General features: G+C 40.8%; 28 protein-coding genes, 1 other RNA gene and 3 pseudogenes. 21 read left to right on the top strand and 11 right to left on the bottom strand.

Annotation, left to right across the window (positions count from 1 at the left end):
• Positions 1–1,068 (bottom strand): glutamyl aminopeptidase, encoded by a 1,068-nt coding sequence (gene pepA / locus PCY14_RS06115; RefSeq protein ID WP_021146562.1) that lies wholly within the window; start codon positions 1,066–1,068, stop codon positions 1–3.
• Between the two features lie 99 nt (positions 1,069–1,167).
• On the opposite strand from pepA, the gene PCY14_RS06110 reads away from it, so the two are divergent.
• From PCY14_RS06110 to tadA, 7 genes and pseudogenes are all read left to right on the top strand, one after another.
• Positions 1,168–1,452, top strand: coding sequence for a DUF4651 domain-containing protein (locus PCY14_RS06110; protein ID WP_021146561.1), 285 nt, complete (start codon positions 1,168–1,170; stop codon positions 1,450–1,452).
• Positions 1,449–1,763, top strand: coding sequence for a thioredoxin family protein (locus PCY14_RS06105; RefSeq protein WP_008536132.1), 315 nt, complete (start codon positions 1,449–1,451; stop codon positions 1,761–1,763). The genes PCY14_RS06110 and PCY14_RS06105 overlap by 4 nt, the downstream gene beginning before the upstream one ends.
• A 9-nt stretch (positions 1,764–1,772) precedes the next feature.
• On the top strand, positions 1,773–2,396 hold the full coding sequence (gene ytpR / locus PCY14_RS06100) for a YtpR family tRNA-binding protein (RefSeq protein ID WP_021146560.1): 624 nt from the start codon (positions 1,773–1,775) through the stop codon (positions 2,394–2,396).
• A 137-nt stretch (positions 2,397–2,533) separates the two neighbouring features.
• Positions 2,534–3,565: pseudogene (locus tag PCY14_RS06095) on the top strand (YeeE/YedE family protein).
• Positions 3,566–3,579: 14 nt separating this feature from the next.
• A complete protein-coding gene (locus tag PCY14_RS06090) occupies positions 3,580–3,807 on the top strand; it encodes a sulfurtransferase TusA family protein (RefSeq protein ID WP_002887422.1) in 228 nt (75 codons plus the stop codon).
• Positions 3,808–3,996: 189 nt separating this feature from the next.
• Positions 3,997–4,389 carry a single-stranded DNA-binding protein gene (locus PCY14_RS06085; protein WP_021146558.1) on the top strand — a complete coding sequence of 131 codons (393 nt, stop codon included), beginning with the start codon at positions 3,997–3,999 and terminating at the stop codon, positions 4,387–4,389.
• Positions 4,390–5,220: 831 nt separating this feature from the next.
• Complete coding sequence (tadA, locus tag PCY14_RS06080) at positions 5,221–5,739, top strand: tRNA adenosine(34) deaminase TadA (protein ID WP_008536135.1); 519 nt, start codon at positions 5,221–5,223, stop codon at positions 5,737–5,739.
• 78 nt (positions 5,740–5,817) lie between these two features.
• Here the strand turns inward: tadA and PCY14_RS06075 are convergent, their stop codons facing one another.
• The 3 genes from PCY14_RS06075 to PCY14_RS06065 are packed head-to-tail and all read right to left on the bottom strand — an operon-like array spanning position 5,818 to position 6,487.
• The gene (locus PCY14_RS06075) at positions 5,818–6,081 is read right to left on the bottom strand and encodes a hypothetical protein (RefSeq protein WP_037613067.1); all 264 of its coding nucleotides are present in this window, start codon (positions 6,079–6,081) and stop codon (positions 5,818–5,820) included.
• Positions 6,082–6,134: 53 nt separating this feature from the next.
• A complete protein-coding gene (locus tag PCY14_RS06070) occupies positions 6,135–6,272 on the bottom strand; it encodes a class IIb bacteriocin, lactobin A/cerein 7B family (RefSeq protein ID WP_021146555.1) in 138 nt (45 codons plus the stop codon).
• A gap of 50 nt (positions 6,273–6,322) precedes the next feature.
• A complete protein-coding gene (locus PCY14_RS06065) occupies positions 6,323–6,487 on the bottom strand; it encodes a class IIb bacteriocin, lactobin A/cerein 7B family (RefSeq protein ID WP_042767141.1) in 165 nt (54 codons plus the stop codon).
• Between the two features lie 311 nt (positions 6,488–6,798).
• Here PCY14_RS06065 and ffs point away from each other — a divergent pair.
• The 7 genes and pseudogenes from ffs to PCY14_RS06030 all read left to right on the top strand — a co-directional run bounded on the left by ffs (position 6,799) and on the right by PCY14_RS06030 (position 11,857).
• An RNA gene (gene ffs / locus PCY14_RS06060) (signal recognition particle sRNA small type) lies at positions 6,799–6,894 on the top strand.
• 7 nt (positions 6,895–6,901) lie between these two features.
• Positions 6,902–7,735 (top strand): methyltransferase domain-containing protein, encoded by an 834-nt coding sequence (locus PCY14_RS06055; protein WP_021152621.1) that lies wholly within the window; start codon positions 6,902–6,904, stop codon positions 7,733–7,735.
• 116 nt (positions 7,736–7,851) lie between these two features.
• Positions 7,852–8,605: pseudogene (locus tag PCY14_RS06050) on the top strand (HAD family hydrolase).
• Positions 8,606–8,690: 85 nt separating this feature from the next.
• Positions 8,691–9,389 (top strand): 2,3,4,5-tetrahydropyridine-2,6-dicarboxylate N-acetyltransferase, encoded by a 699-nt coding sequence (dapD, locus tag PCY14_RS06045; protein ID WP_002886999.1) that lies wholly within the window; start codon positions 8,691–8,693, stop codon positions 9,387–9,389.
• Between the two features lie 74 nt (positions 9,390–9,463).
• A complete protein-coding gene (locus PCY14_RS06040) occupies positions 9,464–10,597 on the top strand; it encodes an N-acetyldiaminopimelate deacetylase (protein ID WP_008536143.1) in 1,134 nt (377 codons plus the stop codon).
• Positions 10,598–10,664: 67 nt separating this feature from the next.
• Positions 10,665–11,192 carry a 5-formyltetrahydrofolate cyclo-ligase gene (locus tag PCY14_RS06035; RefSeq protein ID WP_021146549.1) on the top strand — a complete coding sequence of 176 codons (528 nt, stop codon included), beginning with the start codon at positions 10,665–10,667 and terminating at the stop codon, positions 11,190–11,192.
• Entirely contained in the window at positions 11,183–11,857 is a 675-nt protein-coding gene (locus tag PCY14_RS06030; RefSeq protein WP_021152619.1) for a rhomboid family intramembrane serine protease, read from the top strand. The genes PCY14_RS06035 and PCY14_RS06030 overlap by 10 nt, the downstream gene beginning before the upstream one ends.
• 43 nt (positions 11,858–11,900) lie before the next feature.
• Here the strand turns inward: PCY14_RS06030 and galU are convergent, their stop codons facing one another.
• From galU to PCY14_RS06000, 6 genes are all read right to left on the bottom strand, one after another.
• The gene (gene galU, locus PCY14_RS06025; protein ID WP_021146547.1) at positions 11,901–12,815 is read right to left on the bottom strand and encodes a UTP--glucose-1-phosphate uridylyltransferase GalU; all 915 of its coding nucleotides are present in this window, start codon (positions 12,813–12,815) and stop codon (positions 11,901–11,903) included.
• Between the two features lie 18 nt (positions 12,816–12,833).
• Entirely contained in the window at positions 12,834–13,856 is a 1,023-nt protein-coding gene (locus PCY14_RS06020; protein WP_002888697.1) for an NAD(P)H-dependent glycerol-3-phosphate dehydrogenase, read from the bottom strand.
• A gap of 117 nt (positions 13,857–13,973) precedes the next feature.
• Complete coding sequence (locus PCY14_RS06015) at positions 13,974–14,534, bottom strand: MptD family putative ECF transporter S component (RefSeq protein WP_021152618.1); 561 nt, start codon at positions 14,532–14,534, stop codon at positions 13,974–13,976.
• A gap of 8 nt (positions 14,535–14,542) precedes the next feature.
• On the bottom strand, positions 14,543–15,334 hold the full coding sequence (locus PCY14_RS06010; protein ID WP_021152617.1) for a formate/nitrite transporter family protein: 792 nt from the start codon (positions 15,332–15,334) through the stop codon (positions 14,543–14,545).
• A gap of 116 nt (positions 15,335–15,450) precedes the next feature.
• Complete coding sequence (locus PCY14_RS06005; RefSeq protein ID WP_021152616.1) at positions 15,451–16,701, bottom strand: NAD(P)H-dependent oxidoreductase; 1,251 nt, start codon at positions 16,699–16,701, stop codon at positions 15,451–15,453.
• An 18-nt stretch (positions 16,702–16,719) separates the two neighbouring features.
• The gene (locus PCY14_RS06000; protein WP_021152615.1) at positions 16,720–17,322 is read right to left on the bottom strand and encodes an NADPH-dependent FMN reductase; all 603 of its coding nucleotides are present in this window, start codon (positions 17,320–17,322) and stop codon (positions 16,720–16,722) included.
• A gap of 221 nt (positions 17,323–17,543) precedes the next feature.
• Here PCY14_RS06000 and PCY14_RS05995 point away from each other — a divergent pair, with 221 nt between their 5' ends.
• The 5 genes and pseudogenes from PCY14_RS05995 to PCY14_RS05975 all read left to right on the top strand — a co-directional run bounded on the left by PCY14_RS05995 (position 17,544) and on the right by PCY14_RS05975 (position 21,259).
• Positions 17,544–17,990 carry a dUTP diphosphatase gene (locus PCY14_RS05995; protein ID WP_002888708.1) on the top strand — a complete coding sequence of 149 codons (447 nt, stop codon included), beginning with the start codon at positions 17,544–17,546 and terminating at the stop codon, positions 17,988–17,990.
• Positions 17,991–18,000: 10 nt separating this feature from the next.
• Positions 18,001–18,468 (top strand): annotated as a pseudogene (locus PCY14_RS05990) (isochorismatase family protein).
• Complete coding sequence (gene radA, locus PCY14_RS05985) at positions 18,465–19,826, top strand: DNA repair protein RadA (RefSeq protein WP_293926727.1); 1,362 nt, start codon at positions 18,465–18,467, stop codon at positions 19,824–19,826. The pseudogene PCY14_RS05990 and the gene radA overlap by 4 nt, the downstream one beginning before the upstream one ends.
• 89 nt (positions 19,827–19,915) lie before the next feature.
• Entirely contained in the window at positions 19,916–20,611 is a 696-nt protein-coding gene (locus PCY14_RS05980; protein WP_008536168.1) for a TIGR00266 family protein, read from the top strand.
• A 150-nt stretch (positions 20,612–20,761) separates the two neighbouring features.
• Positions 20,762–21,259, top strand: a complete 498-nt coding sequence (locus tag PCY14_RS05975) for a carbonic anhydrase (protein WP_021152610.1) — start codon at positions 20,762–20,764, stop codon at positions 21,257–21,259.
• 96 nt (positions 21,260–21,355) lie between these two features.
• On the opposite strand, the gene PCY14_RS05970 is transcribed toward PCY14_RS05975, so the two are convergent.
• On the bottom strand, positions 21,356–21,709 hold the full coding sequence (locus tag PCY14_RS05970; RefSeq protein ID WP_021152609.1) for a DUF3397 domain-containing protein: 354 nt from the start codon (positions 21,707–21,709) through the stop codon (positions 21,356–21,358).
• A gap of 171 nt (positions 21,710–21,880) precedes the next feature.
• Between PCY14_RS05970 and rplK the strand changes: the two genes are divergently transcribed.
• Both rplK and rplA read left to right on the top strand, forming a co-directional pair.
• The gene (gene rplK / locus PCY14_RS05965; RefSeq protein ID WP_002885648.1) at positions 21,881–22,306 is read left to right on the top strand and encodes a 50S ribosomal protein L11; all 426 of its coding nucleotides are present in this window, start codon (positions 21,881–21,883) and stop codon (positions 22,304–22,306) included.
• Positions 22,307–22,404: 98 nt separating this feature from the next.
• A complete protein-coding gene (rplA, locus tag PCY14_RS05960; protein WP_002888715.1) occupies positions 22,405–23,094 on the top strand; it encodes a 50S ribosomal protein L1 in 690 nt (229 codons plus the stop codon).
• Positions 23,095–23,232 lie beyond the last annotated feature (138 nt).

Raw genomic sequence — 23,232 nt, 5'->3', positions numbered from 1 at the left:
TTAGTAGTTCTTAATCAAATCCACTGTTGAACGATCCAACTTCTTAACAATGGCTTGTAAAAAGGCTTGTGCTTCTAGGAAGTCATCCAAAGCATAAAGGGTTTGGTGTGAGTGGATGTAACGGGCACAAACGCCGATGGTTGTTGATGGAATACCAGCATTCTGCAAGTGAGCGGCACCAGCATCAGTACCACCTGCAGCACAGTAGTATTGGTATTTGATACCAGCTTCTTCAGCAGTAGTCAAAAGGAAATCCTTCATATTTGGCAGCATGATATGTCCTGGGTCGAAGAAACGAATAAGGGTACCGTCGCCTACCTTACCTTGATTACCATAGATATCACCTGCAGGAGAGCAGTCTACCGCAAAGAAGAGCTCAGGATTAAATTTTGTGGTTGAAACATGAGCACCACGTAAACCGACTTCTTCTTGAACGTTAGCCCCAGCGATTAGAGTATTGTTGAGTTCTTGGTTTTTGACATTTTCCAAGAGTTCACGAATCATGAGGACACCATAACGGTTATCCCAGGCTTTAGAAATCACGTTTTTTTGATTGGCTGTGAGAATAGTTTCTGATTGAGGAATGATGACATCACCCGGGAAAACACCGTAGGCATTAGCTTCTTCTTGGTTGGCAAAACCAGCATCAAAGACGATATCAGAGACACTAGGAAGACTTGCAGCGCCACCGCTAGCACGTAAGAAATGAGGTGGTACTGAACCTGAGATGACAGGATAGACATGACCGTCACGTGTGTGTAGGGTAAAGCGTTGAGAGCTGACAACCAGTGGGTTCCAGCCACCAAGTTCGACGACACGGAAAGTCCCGTCTGCCTTGATTTCCTTAATCATAAAGCCGACTTCGTCCATGTGGGCAGCCACAAGCACCTTAGGGGCATTTTCTGCCTGACTGTACTTAATACCGAAAATACCGCCGAGGCCATCTGTTTGCACCTCATCTACGAGTGGCGTGATAGTTTTGCGAAGGTAGTTGCGTACAGGAGCCTCAAATCCTGAAGTAGCACCAAGCTCGGTGACTTCCTTAATTTTGTCAAATAGAGTAGTCATAAAATCCTCCTTGAGTAGTACATGCTACTATTTTAGCACGATTCTCAAGAGATAGGTAGCCTCTCCCCATTCCTCTAAAAATATGGTAAAATGTTTCATATGAAACGTAAAACATTAGCTTTGTTTGCTGGTGGGCTAGGAGCTTTAAGTCTCTTGGCAATGGCAGAAAAGCAGAGACGCTCACATGTAGAAGCAAAGAATACCGTATTAATTCAAAATATTAGACAAGAACTATCATATTTAGGGACTATTGCCGTTCTCTATACGAATCCTACTGATAAGGAAAATCCAGGGCTTACGGGAGGTATCGTATTAGAAGATGGGCGGACTTATCGTTTTGCCTATGCTGATGATGTCTTGACTTATGAGGAGGAGCAGGCATGATTATTCCGAAGAATCTCGAAGAACTTGCAGGTTATGTTGACAGTGACCAAAAAGTGGTCTTCTTTTTCACTGCTGATTGGTGTCCAGACTGCCAGTTTATCTATCCCGTTATGTCTGATATTGAGGCTGCCCATCCAGATATGACCTTTGTGCGTGTTAACCGTGATGATTATATGGCTTTGGCGCAAACTTGGAATATTTTTGGTATTCCAAGTTTTGTCGTGACTCAGAAAGGTCAGGAATTGGGGCGTCTGGTCAATAAAGCTCGTAAAACCAAAGAAGAAATCAATGCCTTTTTGGCAACAGTATAAGGAGAACCCATGATTTTTGCATACAATAAAGAACAAGTTGGCGACGTTTTGTTGGTTATCTTGGAAGATACTAAGGACATTAAACGTAGCGTAGAACGTAAAGGTAAAGTGGCGCGTGTCACAGCTGATGAAACAGGCAAGACTCTTGCTTGGAACATTTTTGAAGCATCAAGCCTCATTGATATTAATGGAAATGGTCAAGTTTTCTTGTCAGACCAAGATGTAGCTGTCTTGAACGAGGAATTGGCCAAAGAAGGTTTTGAAGAACGCTTGGAAAATACACAGGGTCCCGTCTTTGTGGTTGGACAAATTGACGAAATGGTTCCACATCCAGATAGTGACCACCTTAACATCTGCCAAGTGAATATCGGCGGTAAGAAGGTCCAAATCGTTGCAGGAGCACCAAACGCAGCTCTCGGTCTTAAAACAATCGTAGCTCTTCCAGGTGCTATGATGCCTAGCGGTGCCCTTATCTTCCCTGGTAAACTTCGTGGTGAAGATAGTTATGGTATGATGTGTGCCCCACGTGAGTTGGCCCTTCCAAATGCCCCACAAAAACGTGGTATTATTGAACTTGATGATTCAGCAGTAGTTGGTGAGGCTTTTGATCCAGCCAAACACTGGAAAGGGTAAGTAAGAGAAGAAGCGGTAATAATCCGCTTTTTTTGTTTGTCATAAAGAAAGTTTATAGCTAATCATAAAAAAGAAAGATTATGCAAGCTATAATATTTTTCTTAAAATGTAATCAACATTTACTTTAGGAGGTACCTATGCTTACGACTGTTCTTTCTGGTGGGCTCATTGGTTTGATATTTGGATTTATTTTACAACGAACTCGTTTTTGTTTGACGGGTGGTTTTCGAGACATGTATATTGCACGTAATAATACCTTATTTTACGCTTTCCTTATTGCAATCACAGTGGAAAGTATAGGAGTACTTTTCTTGATTAAATTGGGTATTATTGGAAACCCTTATGAAGACTTTTCCGTGTTAGGAGCGATTGTGGGCTCCTATCTATTTGGTATTGGAATTGTTCTCGCGGGGGGATGTGCCACGGGAACGTGGTATCGTGCTGGAGAAGGGCTCCTGGGTAGTTGGGTTGCACTATTCTTTTATATGACGAGTGCGGCAGCTATGAAATCAGGATTTCTTGTTCCTTTGAATCAATTAATAGCTAAGCACTGGGTAATTAATGATGATTTAGCTGGTCAATTAGGAATTCCAGTTTGGTATCTTCTTGTTTTCTTAGTAGTTATAACAAGTTTCTTTGTAATTTGAGAGTTACGTAAGCCCAGACGTCAGATTGCTTCTCTTCCACCAAGATATAAGGGAGTGAGACACTACCTTTTTGAGAAAACTTACCATAAATATTTTGCAGGACTTCTAATAGGTCTTGTTGCTTTAATTGCTTGGCCAGCTAGTCAGCTGACTGGTCGTGTTGGAGGGTTAGGGATTACAACACCATCGGCACATCTAATTAGTTATATTATTACAGGCGATAGTAAGCAACTTGGTTGGGGTGTTTTTCTTGTATTGGGTATTTTTATTGGTTCCTTTCTTGCTGCAAAGGGATCTCAAGAGTTTCGCTGGCGTTTGCCAGACTTGTCAACCATTGGTAAGAGCACACTAGGGGGGATTTTTATGGGAATTGGTGCCTCATGGGCTGGTGGCTGTACAATTGGTAACGGTTTAACAGCTACAGCAATTTTTTCTAGTAAGGGATGGATTGCTTTGCCAGTGACTATTTTAGGTGTTTGGACGGCTTCCTACATTATCTTTGTAAAACCAAACAAAAATTAAGAGGAGAATATAATATGACTTTGGTAAAACTTGAAACTGGTGGATTGGTATGCCCATTCCCATTGATTGATGCGAAGAAGAAAATGGCTGAATTGGCTGTTGGAGATGAGTTGTTGATTGCTTTCGATTGTACGCAAGCAACGGAAAGTATTCCAAACTGGGCTGCAGATAATGATTATCCTGTAACTCGCTTTGACCAAGTCGGTCCTGCCTCTTGGGAAATTGTGGTTCAAAAACGTTGAGTTAGCTAAGCGAGTCGAGAAGATTTAAAGATTAATTGTTGTAATGAAAACATCTGATGGAGTACTATTTCTAGAAAAATAATAACCTTCGAGTATTAGAAAGGATCCTATCGAGAGAATCTTTAAAACTATTAAAAAATAACCTATTTTTTTACTTCCTCTTACGAATAGATAGGTGGAGGTAAAAAAATGTATAACAAAGTTATTTTGATTGGACGTTTGACAGCGACACCTGAGATGGTTAAGACTGCTAGTGATAGGTCTTTTACACGTGTCACAGTTGCGGTTAATCGGCGCTATAAGGCGCAAAATGGAGAGCGTGAGGCTGACTTTATCACAGTGGTGGTTTGGGGCCGTTTAGCTGAGACCTTAGCATCTTATGCTAGCAAGGGGAGTTTAATTTCTCTTGATGGTGAGCTACGTACCCGTAAGTACGATAAGGATGGCCAAACCCATTACGTTACTGAGGTGCTTTGTTCCTCTTTCCAACTTCTGGAGAGTCGTGCTCAGCGTGCTGTTAGGGAAAATAATCCTGACAATGACTTGGCTGACCTTGTTTTGGAAGAAGAACTTCCCTTCTAGTTTGTCAGTTTACTTAGTCGCTTCTAAAAAATAAATATTCTTTCTTGCCAAAGTTAGAGTATTATTGGGTTAAATATTAAACACTTGTAAGACTTAATTAACAGTAAAATTAGATAAGACTTAGAATTATGGGTGGTTAATGGCCTTGTTAGAGTGGAAAAAATAATTAAAATCGTTGACAAGTGCAATGATAACAAGGGTTCCAGCATTTATAAAATTATTCAAAACGAAGTGTACAATTAACAGTTACTCCTCATTTGTATCATTGTTTTATTACCAATTTTTAAATTAAATGATAGAGGTTTCATGATAAACTATAGGTGGGTAAGGAAAAAGCTATGAAAGTTACCTTTTACTTTTGTAGTAGACATTATTTGTTTGGAAGGAAAGTGTGGAACACCTTAACTAGAACACTGTCCTTGCAATTGTTTGATACAGTTGCGTTTTTGTTATGTGTCTATAGGTTGATATAATGATTTCACAGACAATTGGTTGACATTCCGACTGACATATTAATTAGGATGTTAAGCGGTCATTGACTTTTCGTTAGACTTGGAGAAACACATTGGTGTGACTCCTAAGATTCACCAAACTAATGTGTTTGAAGCTAAGCGGATTCGTCTTAGCTTTTTTTGTCTACTTTGGTAAGGCTACCCTTGCTCAAGCTTTTCTTATGTTATAATAAAAAGAGTTAAGCGAGGGGGGTACGCCAAAACCTTAAAAAGGGTCGGTTGTCTAGAAGCCTCCTTTTTTAAAATCATGGAAGACCATCACACTGACATTTTGACTCTGTGGTGATATATGAAAAATCTTGGAACAGGAGTAACATTTATGATTGACTTTACTCAAGAGGAGAAAGACTTTTTCATGTCTGAGGCTCTTAAGGAGGCCCAAAAATCTTTAGATAAGGCAGAAATCCCAATTGGCTGTGTTATTGTTAAGGATGGAGAAATTGTTGGTCGTGGACACAATGCGCGTGAGGAACTTAACCAAGCAATCATGCATGCTGAGGTCATGGCTATTCAGGAGGCAAATAGGACCATTGGTAATTGGCGTTTGCTTGATTGCACTCTTTTCGTCACTATTGAACCTTGCGTAATGTGCAGTGGCGCCATTGGTCTGGCTCGTATTCCTAAAGTTATCTATGGAGCGAGTAATCAAAAATTTGGTGGAGCGGGGAGCCTTTACGATATTCTAAGAGATGAGCGTCTCAATCATCGTGTTGATCTTGAGACTGGTGTTATGGAGAAAGAATGTGCTGAAATCATGCAAAACTTTTTCCGTCAAAGTCGTGAACGAAAGAAAGAAGCTAAACGTCTGGCAAAATTAGAAGCAATACAAGAGATGTAAGCGCAAAATGCAAGCCCTTTTGGGCTTGCATTTTTCAATGGGAAATGAGAGTTTTTGTTTTCTTGAAGACTGTATGAGTTACTCTGTCTTAGCTTTAGGTTTTTCTTTCTCTCTTGTCAAAAGAAAAATGGGGAGGAAGAAGATGAGAGTACTACAAGCAGATTTCAAATTAGTATCAATAATTGGTGTACCCAATCGTACATAAAAGATAAGGTTGATTAGAAGTATCAGAAGTAGGGTAGAGATAATACAAATCAAGGCCCCTTTTACGAGCAGATAATTATTGCGTTTAGATGATTGCTTATTAGTAGTATCGTTTGTTTGATTTCTTGTATCTTTCATAGGTTATCATCCTCAAAATCTTTGAGATGTCATCATGGTGTAAGCTCTTATTGTTAGTGTGTGAGGTTGTAATAAGTTTTACCAACGGCATAGCTTAGGTCGTAAGTCAGCTTTGCAGCAGCAATCCCGACGGAGACAGCAGCCCAAGGAACCGCCCCACCTGATACACTTTCAAGCTCTTTAAGAGTCATGTTTTGATGTGTTTTGAGTTTATTAATTATTGTTGTTGTCTCCTTTCATCTTATCGTGCAGAATCCTTGTAGCCATTATAAGCACCAACACATACAAGAGTTCCGATAGGTCCTGAAGCTAGGCAGAGTCCTCCAATAGCGATGTTGATCTTCCATCCGCCTCCTGTGACTGCAGCTAGGTCTGCAACATTCATTTCTTTAGTTATCTTTGTCATTCTCCTCTTTTATTTTTGGTGAGTTCTTTAATCTCTTAGCCTCTTCACCATGAAGTAAGAGATATCCTAAAATAATTTTCTCCTTTCCATTGAGTTAGCATTGTCACTAGCTTTTGGTCTTTTCCTCAAGCTATGGTTTTATTATAAAAAGTGGAGAAATAAAAAAGTAGTGACATAGATGTCACTATGGCCTTAGTTGTGGTGTTAGAAGTTGGTAGTGATCGAAGTTATTTGTAGGGAGGTTTGGAGGATAAGTTTCATTGACAGTATCGGGGGTTCGCTACTTGCAATCACTTCGATTTATGGTATAATATCATTCGGAGCAACATCTGTGCGTGAAGCGGGTCAGGGGAGGAATCCAGCAGCCCTAAGCGATTTCAGGTGTGTGCTCTTTTTTGGTGTCGAGGAGGATTTATGGCCAAATTTAGTGTTTTTAAAGATCAAGAGAGTCTTTTTGCGTGTCCCATCTGTCAGGCACCAATGTGTTTGGACCAGTCTAGTCTGGTTTGTCAGACTAGGCATACCTTTAATATCGCAAAGCAGGGGTTTGTTAATTTTTTGAGACAGAATAAGGGAGATAAGCACTATGATATGGCTTCTTTTGAAAATAGAAGTCATATTCTGGCAGCGGGCTATTATGATCCTATCCTTGAGGTGATTTCAGAGCGCTTGCGTGACCTTCCTAGATATTCGCATGTTCTAGATGTTGCCTGTGGTGAGGGCTATTATAGCCGTCAGTTGGCTTTAGAGTTTGACAAGGATTTCATGGCCTTTGATTTATCTAAGGACTCCATCCTTCTTGCGGCCCGTCAAAATCCTCAGAAAAACGTGGCCTGGTTCGTTGGTGATTTGGCTAAACTGCCCTTGCGTGAGCACAGTATCGATGTGATCTTAGATATTTTTTCGCCAGCTAATTATCAAGAATTTGGACGACTTTTGACTGATCAGGGCTTGATTTTCAAGGTTATTCCTCATGAGGATCATCTTAAAGAGTTTCGCCAATTACTACCAGAGGCGCAGGCTTATTCCAACCAGGATGTTCTGGAGCATTTTCAGGACTCCTGTGAGCTTTTGGAGCGTGTGACGATTTCTAAGACTTGGTCTATGCCAGCAGAGCATGTTCAAGCATTTGCTGAGATGACCCCTCTTTTCTTCCATGTTGATAAAAAAACTTTAGATTTGACCTCAGTAAGGCAGCTAACGGTTGCAGGAGAATTGCTGATTGGTCGTATCAAAAATGATAAGTAATCCTAACGCCGTTGGGATTTTTTTGATGGAGAATATCTTGGTAAGCTTGTTTGGTTTTCTTAAATGATGTATGATGAGGATTATCAAGAAGAAAAGTTTAGTAACGAGTAGAAGCGATGAATAATAACGTTTATAAGAACTATATTTTTGATTTTTATGGAACCTTGGTTGATATATTAACCGATGAGAAAGACCCTATGTTATGGGATAAACTAGGCCAACTGTACCAAGCTTATGGAGCGTATTATAAGGGGAAAGCTCTTAAAAAAGCTTATGCCAAGCGCGTGGGTCAGGCTCGCAAGGACCTAGTGGCTCTAAAAGGAGTTGCTTATCCAGAAATTGACCTAGCTCACATTTTTAACCAGCTTTATGTAGATGCTAGTCTACAGTCTAGTAGACTTCATCAGCCAGAAGGCTGGGGGCAGCTGATAGCTATGGTCTTTCGGGTCTTATCTCGCAAATACTTGATGGCTTATCCTCATACTAAGGAAGTTTTAGCCTTTCTAAAAGAGCAGGGCTGTCGTCTCTATCTCTTGTCCAATGCTCAAGCAGCCTTTACTAACGCTGAGGATTGACCTAATGGAGTTAAGAGCTTATTTTGATGCCATTTACTTGTCTTCGGATGCGGGTATCTGTAAGCCTCAACCAGAGTTTATAAAGCAAGTTTTGATTGATCATAAGTTGAAGCCATCTGAGACTGTCATGGTTGGAAATGATTTGACGACTGATATTGCTGTGGCTGAAGGAGTTGGGATCAATGGTATCTTGCTCAATACCTTTCCTTATTCACGCCGAGAACTGGAGAACTCCCTAATTAAGCCAAACCGAGTGATTACGGATATAGAAGCTTTAAAGATAGGTTTTACATAAAAATACACTCTATTTGGCAAAAGCAAAGACAATTATCAGAATTTTTGGTATAATAATCCCTAACTTTATGTGAATGGAGAATCTCATGACTGCACAAAAAATGTCTGCTCAAGAAATTATCGCTTTTATCGGTAATGCAGAAAAGAAAACGAATGTTAAAGTAACCTTTGAAGGGGAATTGGCAACTGCTGTTCCAGCTTCTGTCACTAAGCTTGGTAATGTTCTTTTCGGAGACTGGAAAGATATCGAACCACTTCTTGCCAACTTGACTGAAAACAAGGACTACGTTGTGGAACAAGATGGCCGTAACTCAGCTGTTCCATTGCTTGATAAACGTCACCTTAATGCACGTATCGAACCAGGTGCTATTATCCGTGACCAAGTAACTATCGAAGATAATGCTGTCGTTATGATGGGGGCTGTTATCAACATCGGTGCTGAAATCGGTGCTGGTACTATGATTGATATGGGGGCTATCCTTGGTGGTCGTGCTACTGTTGGTAAAAACAGCCACATCGGTGCGGGTGCGGTCCTTGCTGGTGTGATTGAACCGGCTTCAGCAGATCCAGTTCGTATCGGTGATAACGTTCTTGTCGGTGCCAATGCTGTTGTTATCGAAGGGGTTCAAGTTGGTAATGGTTCAGTCGTTGCCGCTGGAGCTATCGTTACTCAAGATGTTCCTGAAAATGTCGTTGTAGCTGGTGTTCCAGCTCGCATCATCAAGGAAATTGATGAAAAAACACAACAAAAAACAGCACTTGAAGACGCCTTGCGTAACTTATAACATATTGATAGTAGAGGCCGTAAGGCCTCTATTTCTAGATTCTCTATTAAATAAGACAAAAAAGGAAAATAAAAATGACACTTGATTTAATCAAAATCAGACGAGACCTTCATCAAATTCCAGAAATTGGTTTGGAAGAGTTTAAAACCCAGGCTTATCTCTTAGAGCGTATTGCTGAAATGACTGAGGGAAAGGACTTTGTGGAGCAACGTACTTGGCGTACAGGTATTCTGGTTTATCTCCATGGATATGCTCCTGAAAAAACCATTGGTTGGCGTACAGACATTGACGCTCTTCCGGTTGAAGAGGAAACAGGTCTTCCCTTTAAATCTACTCATGAGGGTCGTATGCATGCCTGTGGTCACGATATTCATATGACGACAGCGCTTGGACTTCTTGACCAAATGGTTGAGGTTCAACCTAAAAATAATATGCTCTTCTTATTCCAGCCAGCTGAGGAAAATGAAGCTGGTGGTATGCTTATGTATGAAGACGGGGCCTTCGGTGATTGGCTACCAGATGAGTTTTATGGACTTCATGTCCGTCCAGATTTCAAAGTAGGCGACATTGCGACTAATACGAATACCCTTTTTGCAGGAACTTGTGAGGTACTTGTTACTTTCAAAGGCAAAGGAGGACACGCTGCCTTTCCACATGAGGCTAATGATGCCCTTGTAGCAGCTTCTTACTTTATTACCCAAGTTCAAACTATTGTCAGTCGTAATGTTGACCCTATCCAGGGTGGGGTAGTTACCTTTGGTTCTTTCCATGCAGGAACGACCAACAATGTCATCGCTGAAACAGCAGAGGTCTATGGAACCATTCGTACGCTTACGCTAGAAATGGGTCGTCTTATTCAAAAGCGTGTCAGCCAAATCGCAGAGGGTGTGGCAGCTAGCTTTGGTATGGAAGTGGATGTTGTATTGAAACAGGGTGGTTATCTACCTGTGGAAAACAACCCAGCCTTGGCTAAAGAATTGATGACCTTCTTTGAAGCCAGTCCAGCTGTTAACTTGATTGATTGTTTACCAGCTATGACTGGAGAAGATTTCGGTTATCTGCTTAGTAAGGTTCCAGGTGTCATGTTCTGGTTGGGGATTGATACGCCATATGCCCTTCACCATCCTAAGATGAGTCCAAATGAGGACGCCCTTGCTTTTGGGGTAGCTGAAATCGGTAAGTTCCTTAAATACAAGGCAGAAGCCTAGTGACATTTTACAAAGCTGAAAAACTACCAGGTCTGACTTTTGGTAGCTTTTTTGATATGATAAACCTATGAAAAATGAACTTAGAAAAACTGTTTTGGCTCAGTTGACTTCACAGGAACCTGAGACCAAGGCTAAGTTAGACCAATATCTTTTAGAGCAATTAATTACCTTACCTGCTTATAAAGAGGCTCAGGTGATTGCTACCTATTTGGCTTTCCCGCATGAATATGACACCAGTCTTTTAATCAATCAGGCTTTAAAGGATGGGAAGCGTCTTGTGGTTCCAAAAACCTATAAACAAGGTCGAATGATTTTTGTCGATTACGATCCAGATAATCTTGTTGCAACCTCTTTTGGCTTGATGGAACCTGCGTCTGATTTGGCTGTGGAAAAATCAGAGATTGATTTGATTCATGTGCCAGGTGTAGTTTTCAATGCTGAAGGCTATCGCATTGGTTACGGAGCAGGTTATTATGACCGCTATTTGTCTGACTTTGAAGGGATGACAGTTAGCATGGTTTATCCCTGTCAGGAAAAGGATTTTACCCCAGATAGCCATGACGTCGCCGTTAGGGAGGTTATCACATGCAAGTAAATGAATGGAAGAGACACCCTGCTACCTATCTTTTATTGGGGCTAACGACGTTGACTTTTGGGTGTCAATATCTTCTAAATGATTTTCAAGCGACAGCACCCCTTAGTCTTTTTAAAATGGGGGCTATGTATGGTGTTTTTGTTCAATATAGTCCCTTAGACCTTTGGCGTTTAGTGACACCAATTTTTGTACATATCGGTCTGGAGCATTTCTTATTTAATATGCTTACCCTTTATTTTATTGGCAAAATGGCTGAGCAAATTTTTGGGACTCTGCGTTTCCTAGGGCTCTATCTGTTAGCTGGTGTTATGGGGAATGCCTTCACCTTGATTTTTACGCCTAATGTTATTGCAGCTGGTGCCTCTACCTCCTTGTTTGGCCTTTTTGCAGCTGTGGTAATACTTGGTTATTATAGTCATAGCCCCTTACTTAACCAGTTGGGACGTAGTTATCTATCTTTAATTGTCGTCAATTTGATTTTCAATCTCTTCACACCTAGTGTTGGGATTACTGGTCACCTAGGAGGCTTGGTTGGAGGTGCTCTAGCAGCTATTTTTTTGGCTAATAAGGTTGAAAGTCGACTTTTTAGTAGAGGTTGGCGCCTGACAGCATTTTTAACTTATATTATTCTTTTAGTGACTATTTTAGGTTTTACCTATCTTTAGATAATATGAAAAATCCATCGAAAATTTTTCGATGGATTTTATATTAGTCTTTTTGCTTAGGTTTGCCTTCGAGTTTGTGTCCCAAGTCAATAAGATATTTTTTAAGGTCTTCCTTAACTTGAGGGTGTTGGAGGGCGTAGTCAATAGAGGTTTTCATGAAACCAAATTTATCTCCTACATCGTAACGTTTACCTGTAAATTCGCGAGCAAAGACACGTTGCGTTTTATTGAGTTTATCAATAGCATCAGTCAATTGGATCTCATTACCTGCACCTGGTTCTTGTGTTTCCAAAATTCCAAAAATCTCAGGTGTCAGAAGGTAACGTCCGATGATAGCAAGGTCACTTGGAGCATCTTCTGGGTTTGGCTTTTCAACGAAAGTTTCCACGCTATAACGGCCATTGTGACCTTCACCATGAGGGGCGATAACACCGTAAGCTGAAACATCTTCGTGTGGTACAGGCATAACCGCAATAGTAGAAGCGTGTGTTTCCTCATAATCATCAATAAGTTGTTTGGTTAATGGAACCGCATTGTCATCGGTAATATCCATGAGGTCGTCACCAAGCATAACAACAAATGGTTCGTTACCGACAAAAGCTTTGGCTTGAAGTACAGCATCTCCGAGACCACGTGGGTGACTTTGACGGATAAAATGGAGGTTGATAGCAGTAGTATCATTAACCAATTTTAGCAGGTCTGTCTTACCTTTTTGTTCTAAGTTGTATTCCAACTCAAAGTTTGAGTCAAAATGGTCTTCGATAGATCGTTTTGACTTACCAGTCACGACCAAGATATCTTCGATGCCTGATTTGAGAGCTTCTTCAACGATAAATTGGATAGTTGGTTTATCAACGATTGGTAACATTTCTTTGGCCAAGGCCTTTGTAGCTGGCAAAAAGCGTGTACCAAGTCCTGCAGCAGGGATGACAGCTTTTTTGACTTTTTGATTCTTCATGAGAACTCCTTAGATTATTTATTTTTTATCCCATTCATTTTCAGAGCGCAATTCATTGGACATCATATTGAGAATAGATTCCTTGATGTCAGCACCCTCATAGATGGATTTGTAGATTGCTGTTGTAATTGGCATATAGACATTGAGTTCTTGAGCGATTTCGTAGGCAACCTTAGTAGTTGAAATTCCCTCAATTACCATACCCATGTTACGTTCAATGTCTTCCAGTTTTTCGCCACGACCGAGTGCATCACCAGCACGCCAGTTACGTGAATGAATAGAAGTCCCTGTAACAATAAGATCACCAACCCCAGAAAGACCGCTGTAAGTCAAAGGGTCAGCACCAAGTTTTACACCCAAACGAGTGATTTCTGCGAGACCGCGAGTAATAACGGCTGCCTTAGCATTATCTCCATAGCCCATACCATGAAGGGCGCCGGCACCGACGGCAATAATGTTTTTAAGTGCCCCAGCTGTTTCAACACCAATAACATCTGAATTGGTGTAAAGGCGGAAGTAGTTATTACTGAACATACCTTGAACATAGCGTGCAGTCTCAAGATCTTTTGAGGCCGCTGTAATTAAGGTGATATCGCGAACGATAGTTTCTTCAGCATGGCTTGGACCGGATACGACAACAATGTCACTGCGAAGTTCTGCAGGAATCTCTTCCTCAAGGATAGTTGAGAGGCGTTCGTGTGTTCCTGGCTCCAATCCTTTTGAAGCATGCATGATAACAACTTCATGGTCCAAAAGTTCGGCAACTTGTTTGGCTACCAAACGAGTAACCTTGGTTGGAACAACGAAGAGAATAGCATTAACTCCATCTAAAGCTTGGGAAAGTTCTTTGTAGGCTTTAATGTTTTCATCCAAAACCACATCTTTGAAATAACGGGTATTGGTATGTTTCTCGTTAATTTCATCAATTTGTTCAGGGATATTTCCCCAAATACGAACCTCGTGTCCGTTGTCATTGAGTACCTGAGCAAGGGCAGTTCCCCAAGAACCAGGGCCCAAGACAGCGATTTTTTGTTTTTTCATCATTAGGTCTCCCTTTAGGTCCTTTCTAACAAAGCAGAAAAAGACTATATTCTTTCTCATTATAACATAAGAAAAGCGTGTTTGTCTTGTACTCTCTGTTAGGAACGTAGGTGGTTATTATTTTTTAAGCCAGTTTTTAGCAATGTAACCTCCAATGAGAGCAGCCATGAGAGTTCCACCTATTAGAATTAAGACATGGCTAGTTGTAAATGGGACCATAACTTGGTCTACATAATCCTGTGTTTTCCCCTTGGCAAGGAGTTGTGCAATATAGGCTTTAGGAGCTATCCACATGGTAACAATGGGAGCCAAGTTTCCCAGAGAGAATATCATGTAGGAAAGTAGATTAAATTTATCATTCTCATAATTACCTTGCTTGGCAATAAAATCAGCGATTAGACCAGCTAAAAGGTTGGGAAGGAAGGTAAGGACAAAGTGACCAGAAGCAAAGAAGAAGACAGACATAAATATTCCTAGACAGGTAATAGCTCCAAATTGCTTGGTCTTTCGAATAAGCCCTAAATAAACCCATCCCGCAAAGATAGCCACCATAGCAGGTGTGTGATACATGTTTTTGACTTTAAAAAATATTAAATCAATGGCGACAGCTATAGCTAAGCAAATAAAATAAAGCAGCATAGCCAGGATAGTTTCTTTGATAAGTCTTTTTTGACGCATGTGGCCTCCTAATCAATGTGAGGTGTCTTAGTTTTATTGAGCCAAGAGTATGCCAAACCAATGAAAATACCGCCGCCAATCCAGTTACCGAAGAAAACGACTACCCACTGACGTAGAATATTTGCCAATGTGAAATTGTCCACAGCATCACGAACACCATTGAAGCCTAGCAACATAAAGGAAGCAAAGTTAGCAATCAAGTGTTCATTCACCAAGAAGACAAACATAAAGATGGCTGATAGGGCAATGAAAATCTTGGCAGACTCTTCTTTGAGGAGCATATAGCCCAAGATAGCAAGGTTGACGAACATATTAGCAGTAATACCTTCAGTAAAGTTCATCCAATCTGTTTTTCCAAGTTTAGTGGAAACAGCAGTGACTAGGAAGCTCTTGTCTGTCAAATGGTGGAAAGAGAAGGATTGATTGAAAAACCAAGCTAAGATAAGAGCTCCGACAAAATTAAAGAAAGTACAATAGAGAAGGATGGTACAAACCTTACTCCATTTGATTTTGCCATAATAGGCACCACTAGTAAGGAACATCATGTTTGAAGTGGCTAACTCTCCGTTGAAAATGAGAACGAAGACCAATCCGATAGCAAAGATAAAGGCAAATACAAAGCGAGAAAGGGCTGGCATACCTGTAGCAATAATATCAGCACCAATAATCCCTACGGCAGTTGACATGGTGAGATAAGCGCCTGCAAGCATCGAACGCAAGGCATAGCGACCAAGGCTTTCGTTGAAGAGCGCTTCTTTTTTAGCGCAAGCAGCAAAAACTTTTTCTTGGAATTGAGACATAAGTTTACCTCTAAGTAGTGTGACATGGAGCATGAGTAGATACACATGCTTGGGTGAAGGTTAATCTAAGATGACCATGAAAAAAGCCAGGACAGTTGTCCCAACTTTTCCAAGTCTTAATGTGAGGATGCTCCAGATGTTGCATCTGCGTCTGAAGCTGCATCGCCACTGTGACCGCCGGCATCTGATGCTCCAGATGTTGCGTCGCTACCGCCATGACTAGCTGCAGCCGGTGCAAAAGGACCACTTCCTCCGACAAGGCGTTGACCAGTTGTTTCGAGATACCAGTCAAGCCATGGTTTAAAGTTAAAGACGATTTCATTGATTCCTGCATAAGAACCATCATCATAGTACATAGCCTGATAATTGTGTGTGTTGATAACCCCTTCAGGTGAGCCTGGGACAATCGTACGCACATATTCTTGGTTGCCGTTACGAAGGGTACCGATAACCCATTCCACATTTTTCATACGAGCTGGTGGAAGTGAACCGTGAACTGTTGACATACGGCTACCTGATTGAGGTGGCACACGTTTGGCAAACATGGTATCAGGATCTTGATGGGCATTATTGTAGTAGAGGAATTGGTTATTATCATCGGCATAAGTTAATTCAAATGGCATAGCCTTGAGGAACATGTCAATTTGGTTAACTGTCAAAATACCGTGATCTAGTTTAACATATGTATCACCAGACACTGCACCAGTGATTTCAGCTACTTTTTCTACCCATTCTGGATCGTCAGGATCAACCTCGGTAACAGTTGTAGCGATTGGGTTGTTACAATCTAAGTCTTCTGGTTCAATTGGTTTTGGTTTTTTCAATTTAGAAACCACTCCTACATATTGGACAAAATTGTCTAAGCATTGTTCAAGGAAGTTAACAGTACCTTCATTTGTGATGTTACCATCAAGGTCGAAAGCTTCTTTGGCCTTACCGAGCAAGAATTCATTACCTGGAAGTGTATAGGCGTTAACACCAGGTGCTTCAAGGATTTTACGCAAATGTACTTGGGCGCGTGAAGTTCCTTGGTCGTAGTAAGATGCCCCAACAATCATGACAGGTTTGTTTTCAAATGGGTGCACTTCGAATGAGAGCCACTCTAAAACAGATTTAAGCGCTGCAGAAATGGTGTGGTTGTGTTCGGGAGTTGCAATGATGACCCCATCAGCGCGTGTAATCTTGTTGTTAAGCAAGCGAAGTTGGAAGCTTTCGTCCCATTTTTCGTCTTGGTTAAACATAGGCACTTCGTCAATTTCCAAGACTTCAAGTTCAAATTTAATTTTAAAATGTCTTCTGATAAATTCGAGCAATTTACGGTTGTATGATTGATCATAATTTGCTCCAACAAGTCCAACAAATTTCATAGTTTCTATTCTCCTGTATTATAAGCTTTCCCAGTCAAAGTTTTCAGCTTCTTTATGTAGCAATTCTGTAGCGTGTGAGAGTTTACCAGTGATTTTAACAAACAGACGGAAGTCATCAAAAATGGCGTCTAATTTTTGAATAACATCAAGGTCAACCAAATCACCATTGCCATCAAAAGCTTGGAGAGAATGTGATAGCAAGAATTCGTCTGGAAGCACATTAGCTTTGATTTCTGGAGCGTTCAAGATTTGACGGAGTTGTAGCTGTGCGCGAGAAGCACCAAGAGTTCCATAAGATGCCCCTGTAATCATAACGGGTTTATTCAAAAGAGGGAACACACCGTATGACACCCAAGCTAGAGCGTTCATAAGAACAGCAGGAATAGAATGGTCATATTCAGGTGTTCCAATGATGACCCCATCGGCTTCTTCAATTTTCTTAACAACCTCTAGGACATTTTCTGGAAGTTGTTTATTGGCTGGCTTGTTAAAGACAGGGAAGTCTTTAATTTCTACAAGTTCGATGTCTGCCTTATCTGCAAAATGTTTCTGAATATATTGCAATAATTGTCTATTAGTTGAACACTTTGAATTCGTACCAACAAGTCCGATGAATTTCATGACAATTCTCCTTAAAAGTATTATATCTTATACTATGTTAGCGTTTTCCTACCTAAAAGTCAATCTTAGTTTAATGAGAATGCCATTAGACTGCTACCTTTGTCATCTGATTTCGAATAGACTATAATAGGATGGATATCAAAAAAGCTACTCTTTTTGTTAAAGCTAGTGTTGCTAATTTTACAAGACAAAGTCAATAGATGTATCGAAAGGAAAAAATAATGACAAAAATTCGTGGATTTGAACTCGTATCAACCTATAACAATCAGGACTTGCTTCCAAAACGTGAGACTGCCCATGCTGCGGGTTATGATTTAAAGGTAGCAGAGAACACTGTAATTGCTCCTGGAGAAATTGTTCTCGTTCCAACAGGTGTTAAGGCTTACATGCAACCTGGTGAGGTCCTCTATCTCTTTGACCGTTCATCGAACCCTCGTAAAAAGGGGCTGGTCTTAATCAATTCTGTAGGTGTTATTGATGGCGATTATTATGGTAATCCTGGAAATGAGGGTCATATCTTCGCTCAGATGAAAAATATTACTGATCAACCCGTGACTCTTGAAGTTGGCGAACGCATTGTTCAAGGTGTCTTTATGCCTTTCTTGATTGTTGATGGAGATGAGGCAGATGGTGTGCGGACTGGCGGATTTGGGTCAACTGGACAGTAGAGGGAGCAAAATGGCAGACTATTTATTAGTTGTAGACATGCAGTCAGATTATGTTGCTGTTGGAAAAGCATATCATGAAGAACTGACTGTAGCTGTAAATGACAAAATTGCTAGCTATCCCAGCGACCGGGTTATCTATATTCTCAATCGTTTTTTCTGGGAGAGAAAAGATAGAAGGAAGAAATTTGCGACCGGCTTGCTGCTTGTATCTTCTCGTATCTTTGAGAAGCGTCGGGCTTCTTGATTTACTAATCCAGATTTAAAAGATTTTTTAGAGGAAAATGGTGCTAAGAGCATAGAGTTTATAGGGGTAGATGGCAATGGCTGTGTCAAGGCTTCTGTTTTGGCAGCTGTCAAGGAGAATTATCAGGTTTCCGTCGATTTGTCTGCTGTCGGAGTTGCCAACCAGAAGAAATTTCAAAAAACATTGCATAAGTGGCACTCTATAGGAGTCGCAGTAGAAGGAGAATTATTATAGCTAAGAAAAAATCAACTTTTGTTTGTCGAGAATGTGGCTACAATTCACCCAAATATCTAGGGCGCTGTCCCAACTGTTCTTCTTGGTCCTCTTTTGAGGAAGAAGTTGAGGTGCAGGAGGTTAAAAATGCCCGTGTCAGTTTGACGGGTGAAAAGTCTAAACCAACTAAATTAAAAGAAGTCTCTTCAATTAATTATGCTCGCATAAAGACCGACATGGATGAGTTTAACCGTGTTTTAGGTGGCGGTGTGGTTCCAGGTAGCCTGGTTCTTATTGGAGGGGACCCAGGGATAGGAAAATCGACCCTTCTCTTACAAGTGTCAACACAGCTGGCTAACAAGGGAACTGTCCTCTATGTATCTGGGGAAGAATCTGCCGAGCAAATCAAATTGCGGAGTGAACGTTTAGGTGATATTGATAACGAATTTTATCTTTATGCTGAGACCAATATGCAAGCCGTTCGCAGTCAAGTGGAGGCTATAAAACCTGATTTCCTCATTATCGACTCTATTCAGACCATCATGAGTCCAGAAATTTCTGGCGTTCAAGGTTCGGTTTCTCAGGTTCGTGAAGTTACTGCTGAACTCATGCAAATTGCCAAAACCAATAACATTGCCACATTTATTGTTGGGCATGTGACCAAGGAGGGACAGCTGGCTGGACCACGTATGTTGGAACACATGGTGGACACGGTTCTCTATTTTGAGGGGGAACGTCACCATACCTTCCGTATTTTACGAGCAGTCAAAAACCGTTTTGGTTCAACCAATGAGATTGGGATTTTTGAGATGCAGTCTGGTGGTTTGGTAGAGGTTCTAAACCCTAGCCAAGTTTTCTTAGAAGAACGCCTAGACGGTGCCACAGGTTCTGCCATTGTTGTCACAATGGAAGGTAGCAGACCTATCCTAGCTGAAGTTCAAGCCTTGGTGACACCAACCGTCTTTGGTAATGCCAAGCGGACAACAACAGGACTGGATTTTAACCGTGTTAGCCTTATCATGGCTGTTTTAGAGAAACGCTGCGGACTTCTTCTTCAAAATCAAGATGCCTATCTCAAATCAGCTGGTGGTGTCAAATTAGACGAGCCGGCTATTGACCTTGCTGTTGCCGTTGCTATTGCTTCCAGTTACAAGGAGCTTCCAACCAATCCCCAGGAAGCCTTTATAGGAGAAATTGGCTTGACTGGAGAGATTCGCCGTGTGACTCGGATTGAGCAGCGCATCAATGAAGCCGCTAAACTAGGCTTTACTAAGATTTATGCTCCAAAGAATTCCCTTCACGGCATGACAATTCCAGAAGGTATCCAGGTCGTTGGAGTTACGACCGTAGGAGAAGTGCTCAAAAAAGTCTTCTCTTAAAAAATCTTGCCCAAAGCGATATATTGTAAGCGCTTGCAAAAATATCTGTTCAATGCTATACTTTTCTTAAGAATAGGGAGGTATTTATGATGCAATTTTTCACAGACAGCAATATGCAATTCCCACTGGTAGAGCTAACTCTTAATCAAGGTGAAACGGTTTTTATCCAACGTGGCAGTATGGTATACCACACACCTAATGTAACCCTGAGTACTAGATTAAATGCTAGTGGCTCAGGGTTGGGTCGCCTTGTGAAAGCGGTTGGGCGTTCAATGGTTTCGGGTGAAAGTAGCTTTATTACTCAGGTTGTTGCTCAGTCCAATAATGGTTATTTGGCTTTGGCACCTGATTCCCCAGGTCAGGTGATTCCTTTGTATCTGGGTGAAAAGCAGTACCGACTTAATGATGGTGCCTTTCTAGCACTTGATGGCACGGCCTACTATACAATGGAATACCAGTCTGTTGGTAAGGCTCTTTTTGGTGGTCAAGGTGGCTTCTTTGTGATGACGACACAAGGTCAAGGTACCCTTTTGGCCAATGCTTACGGTTCCATCAAAAAAATTGAGCTAAACAATCAAGAAGTGACCATTGACAATGCCCATGTTGTTGCTTGGAGTCAGTCTCTGGATTACAATATTCATTTGGAAAATGGTTTCTGGCAGTCTATCGGAACAGGAGAAGGGGTTGTTAATACCTTTAGAGGGACAGGCGAGATTTATGTTCAGAGTCTCAATCTTCAGACCTTTGCAGGCCTTCTTAATCGCTACTTACCAAAACGATCATAATAGTAATAGCGAGAGTATCCTGACCTTTGTGATACTCTTGTTTTTCTTTTTCAGCAATTCATTTAACTGACAAGGTTTTTAAAAGGTGGTAAGATATAACCTAGATAATTTAATGTTTATCCTAATTTGTCCACTAGAAAGTGAGTTACTATGTCTTATTTTAAAAACTTTCTCAATGCCAATAATGCCTATGTTGATTTGCATGGGACAGGCCATCTTCCCTTGAAACCAAAGACAAAGGTTGCTATTGTGACCTGTATGGATTCTCGCCTTCACGTTGCTCAAGCCTTGGGATTAGCTCTTGGTGACGCCCATATTCTACGTAATGCAGGTGGGCGTGTGACAGAAGACATGATTCGTTCCTTAGTCATTTCTGAACAACAGATGGGAACGCGTGAAATAGTGGTTCTCCACCATACAGATTGTGGTGCTCAGACCTTTAAGAATGATGAATTTACAGCTTACCTCAATAAAGAGCTTGGTGTTGACGTGTCTGATAAAGACTTTCTTCCATTCACTGATGTTGAAGAGAGTGTTCGTGAAGATATGGCTATTTTACGTCAGTCACCGCTTATTCCTGATGACGTCATTATTTCCGGTGCAGTTTACGATGTTGATACTGGACGAATGACCCAAGTAAACCCTTAATACTGAATAGTTAAGCAGGCACGAATGCCTGCTTTTTATGATTCAACGCAAAAAAACTCAGCACACTGAAATAATGTACTGAGTCTGTCTCATTGTCTAAGTGACGATAAAAATAAGAATGACAGTCCCTAAATAGAAGAGACTGGTGATGAAGAAACTGACGCGCCAGAATAATTTAAAGAACCGTTTAAATTTAAAGGATTGTGTCTTTCTTAACATCTGAATTGTGATAATGATAGCTGCCAAGGATAGCAAGATCGTGATGTATGGCAGAAAACTATGGGTAAAGAAACGTGCTGATACGGCAACTACTTCAATAAAGTATAGCGGAAAGGTTAAATCAGCAAAATTAAGCCCAAGGTATTTTAAACTGAAGAAGCGATGGATAATAAAAGCAAAGATAGGTGTTAAAATCAAAAATGCTATGGCAAAGAATTTATATAGAATCATAAATCTATTTTACCTCGAAAAGGGCTTTATGTAAATTTTTTCCTAAACTTAATAAGAATTTCTTGCATCTAAAAGGAATTTCTGTATAATAGATAAGGTATGTAAAAACATACTTGTGGGAGGTAACAAAACTTACTTACCGCCAAAACCACAATAGGAGGAAATTACAAAATGGCTAAAAAAGTCGAAAACATCGTAAAACTTCAGATTCCTGCTGGTAAAGCGACTCCAGCTCCACCAGTTGGACCAGCCCTTGGTCAAGCCGGAATCAACATCATGGGATTCACTAAAGAGTTTAACGCTCGTACAGCTGACCAAGCTGGTATGATCATCCCAGTTGTTATCTCTGTGTATGAAGATAAATCATTTGATTTCATCACTAAAACACCACCAGCTGCTGTTCTTTTGAAAAAAGCAGCAGGTGTTGAAAAAGGTTCAGGTACTCCAAACTCAGTTAAAGTTGCTTCAGTAACTCGTGCACAAGTACAAGAAATTGCTGAAACTAAAATGCCTGACTTGAACGCTGCAAACATCGAATCAGCTATGCGTATGATCGAAGGTACTGCACGTTCAATGGGATTCACTGTTACTGACTAATTCAGTTAACAAGAAAACCACAGACGTCGTCTCACTTCGCTGAGTGACGTGGAAGATGAAAGTCGTTATGACCACATTACACAAGGAGAAATAATTAAATGGCTAAAAAAAGCAAACAAATGCGTGCTGCTCTTGAGAAAATCGACAGCACAAAAGCTTACAGCGTAGAAGAAGCTGTAGCTCTTGCACAAGAAACTAACTTCGCAAAATTCGATGCTACTGTTGAAGTATCATACAACCTTAACATCGACGTTAAGAAAGCTGACCAACAAATCCGTGGCGCAATGGTATTGCCAAACGGTACTGGTAAAACTCAACGTGTTCTTGTATTTGCTCGTGGTGCTAAAGCTGAGGAAGCTAAAGCAGCAGGTGCTGACTTCGTTGGTGAAGATGAACTCGTTGCTAAAATCAACGGTGGATGGCTTGACTTTGACGTTGTTGTTGCAACACCAGATATGATGGCTATCGTTGGTCGTCTTGGACGTGTCCTTGGACCACGTAACTTGATGCCAAACCCTAAAACTGGTACAGTAACTATGGACGTTGCTAAAGCAGTTGAAGAGTCTAAAGGTGGTAAAATCACTTACCGTGCTGACAAAGCAGGTAACGTACAAGCTATCATCGGTAAAGTTTCATTTGAAGCTGAAAAATTGGTTGAAAACTTTAAAGCATTTAACGATGCTATCCAAAAAGCTAAACCAGCTACAGCGAAAGGTGCTTACATTACAAACCTTTCAATCACTACTACACAAGGTGCTGGTATCAAAGTTGATCCAAACTCATTGTAAGAGTAGTAAGGAACCTATCTTCGGATAGGTTTTTTTGTTGCCTGAAATGAGGTGTATGAACAGAAAATAAAAAAATATTCAGAAAGTAGTTTTAATTTTACGGACTTATGGTATAATTTAAGCGTATACACATCATTA

This window comes from Streptococcus sp. SV2 (genome assembly GCF_030440175.1).
Taxonomy (GTDB): Bacteria; Bacillota; Bacilli; order Lactobacillales; family Streptococcaceae; genus Streptococcus; species Streptococcus raffinosi.
This window is presented reverse-complemented; position numbering and strand designations above follow the sequence as displayed.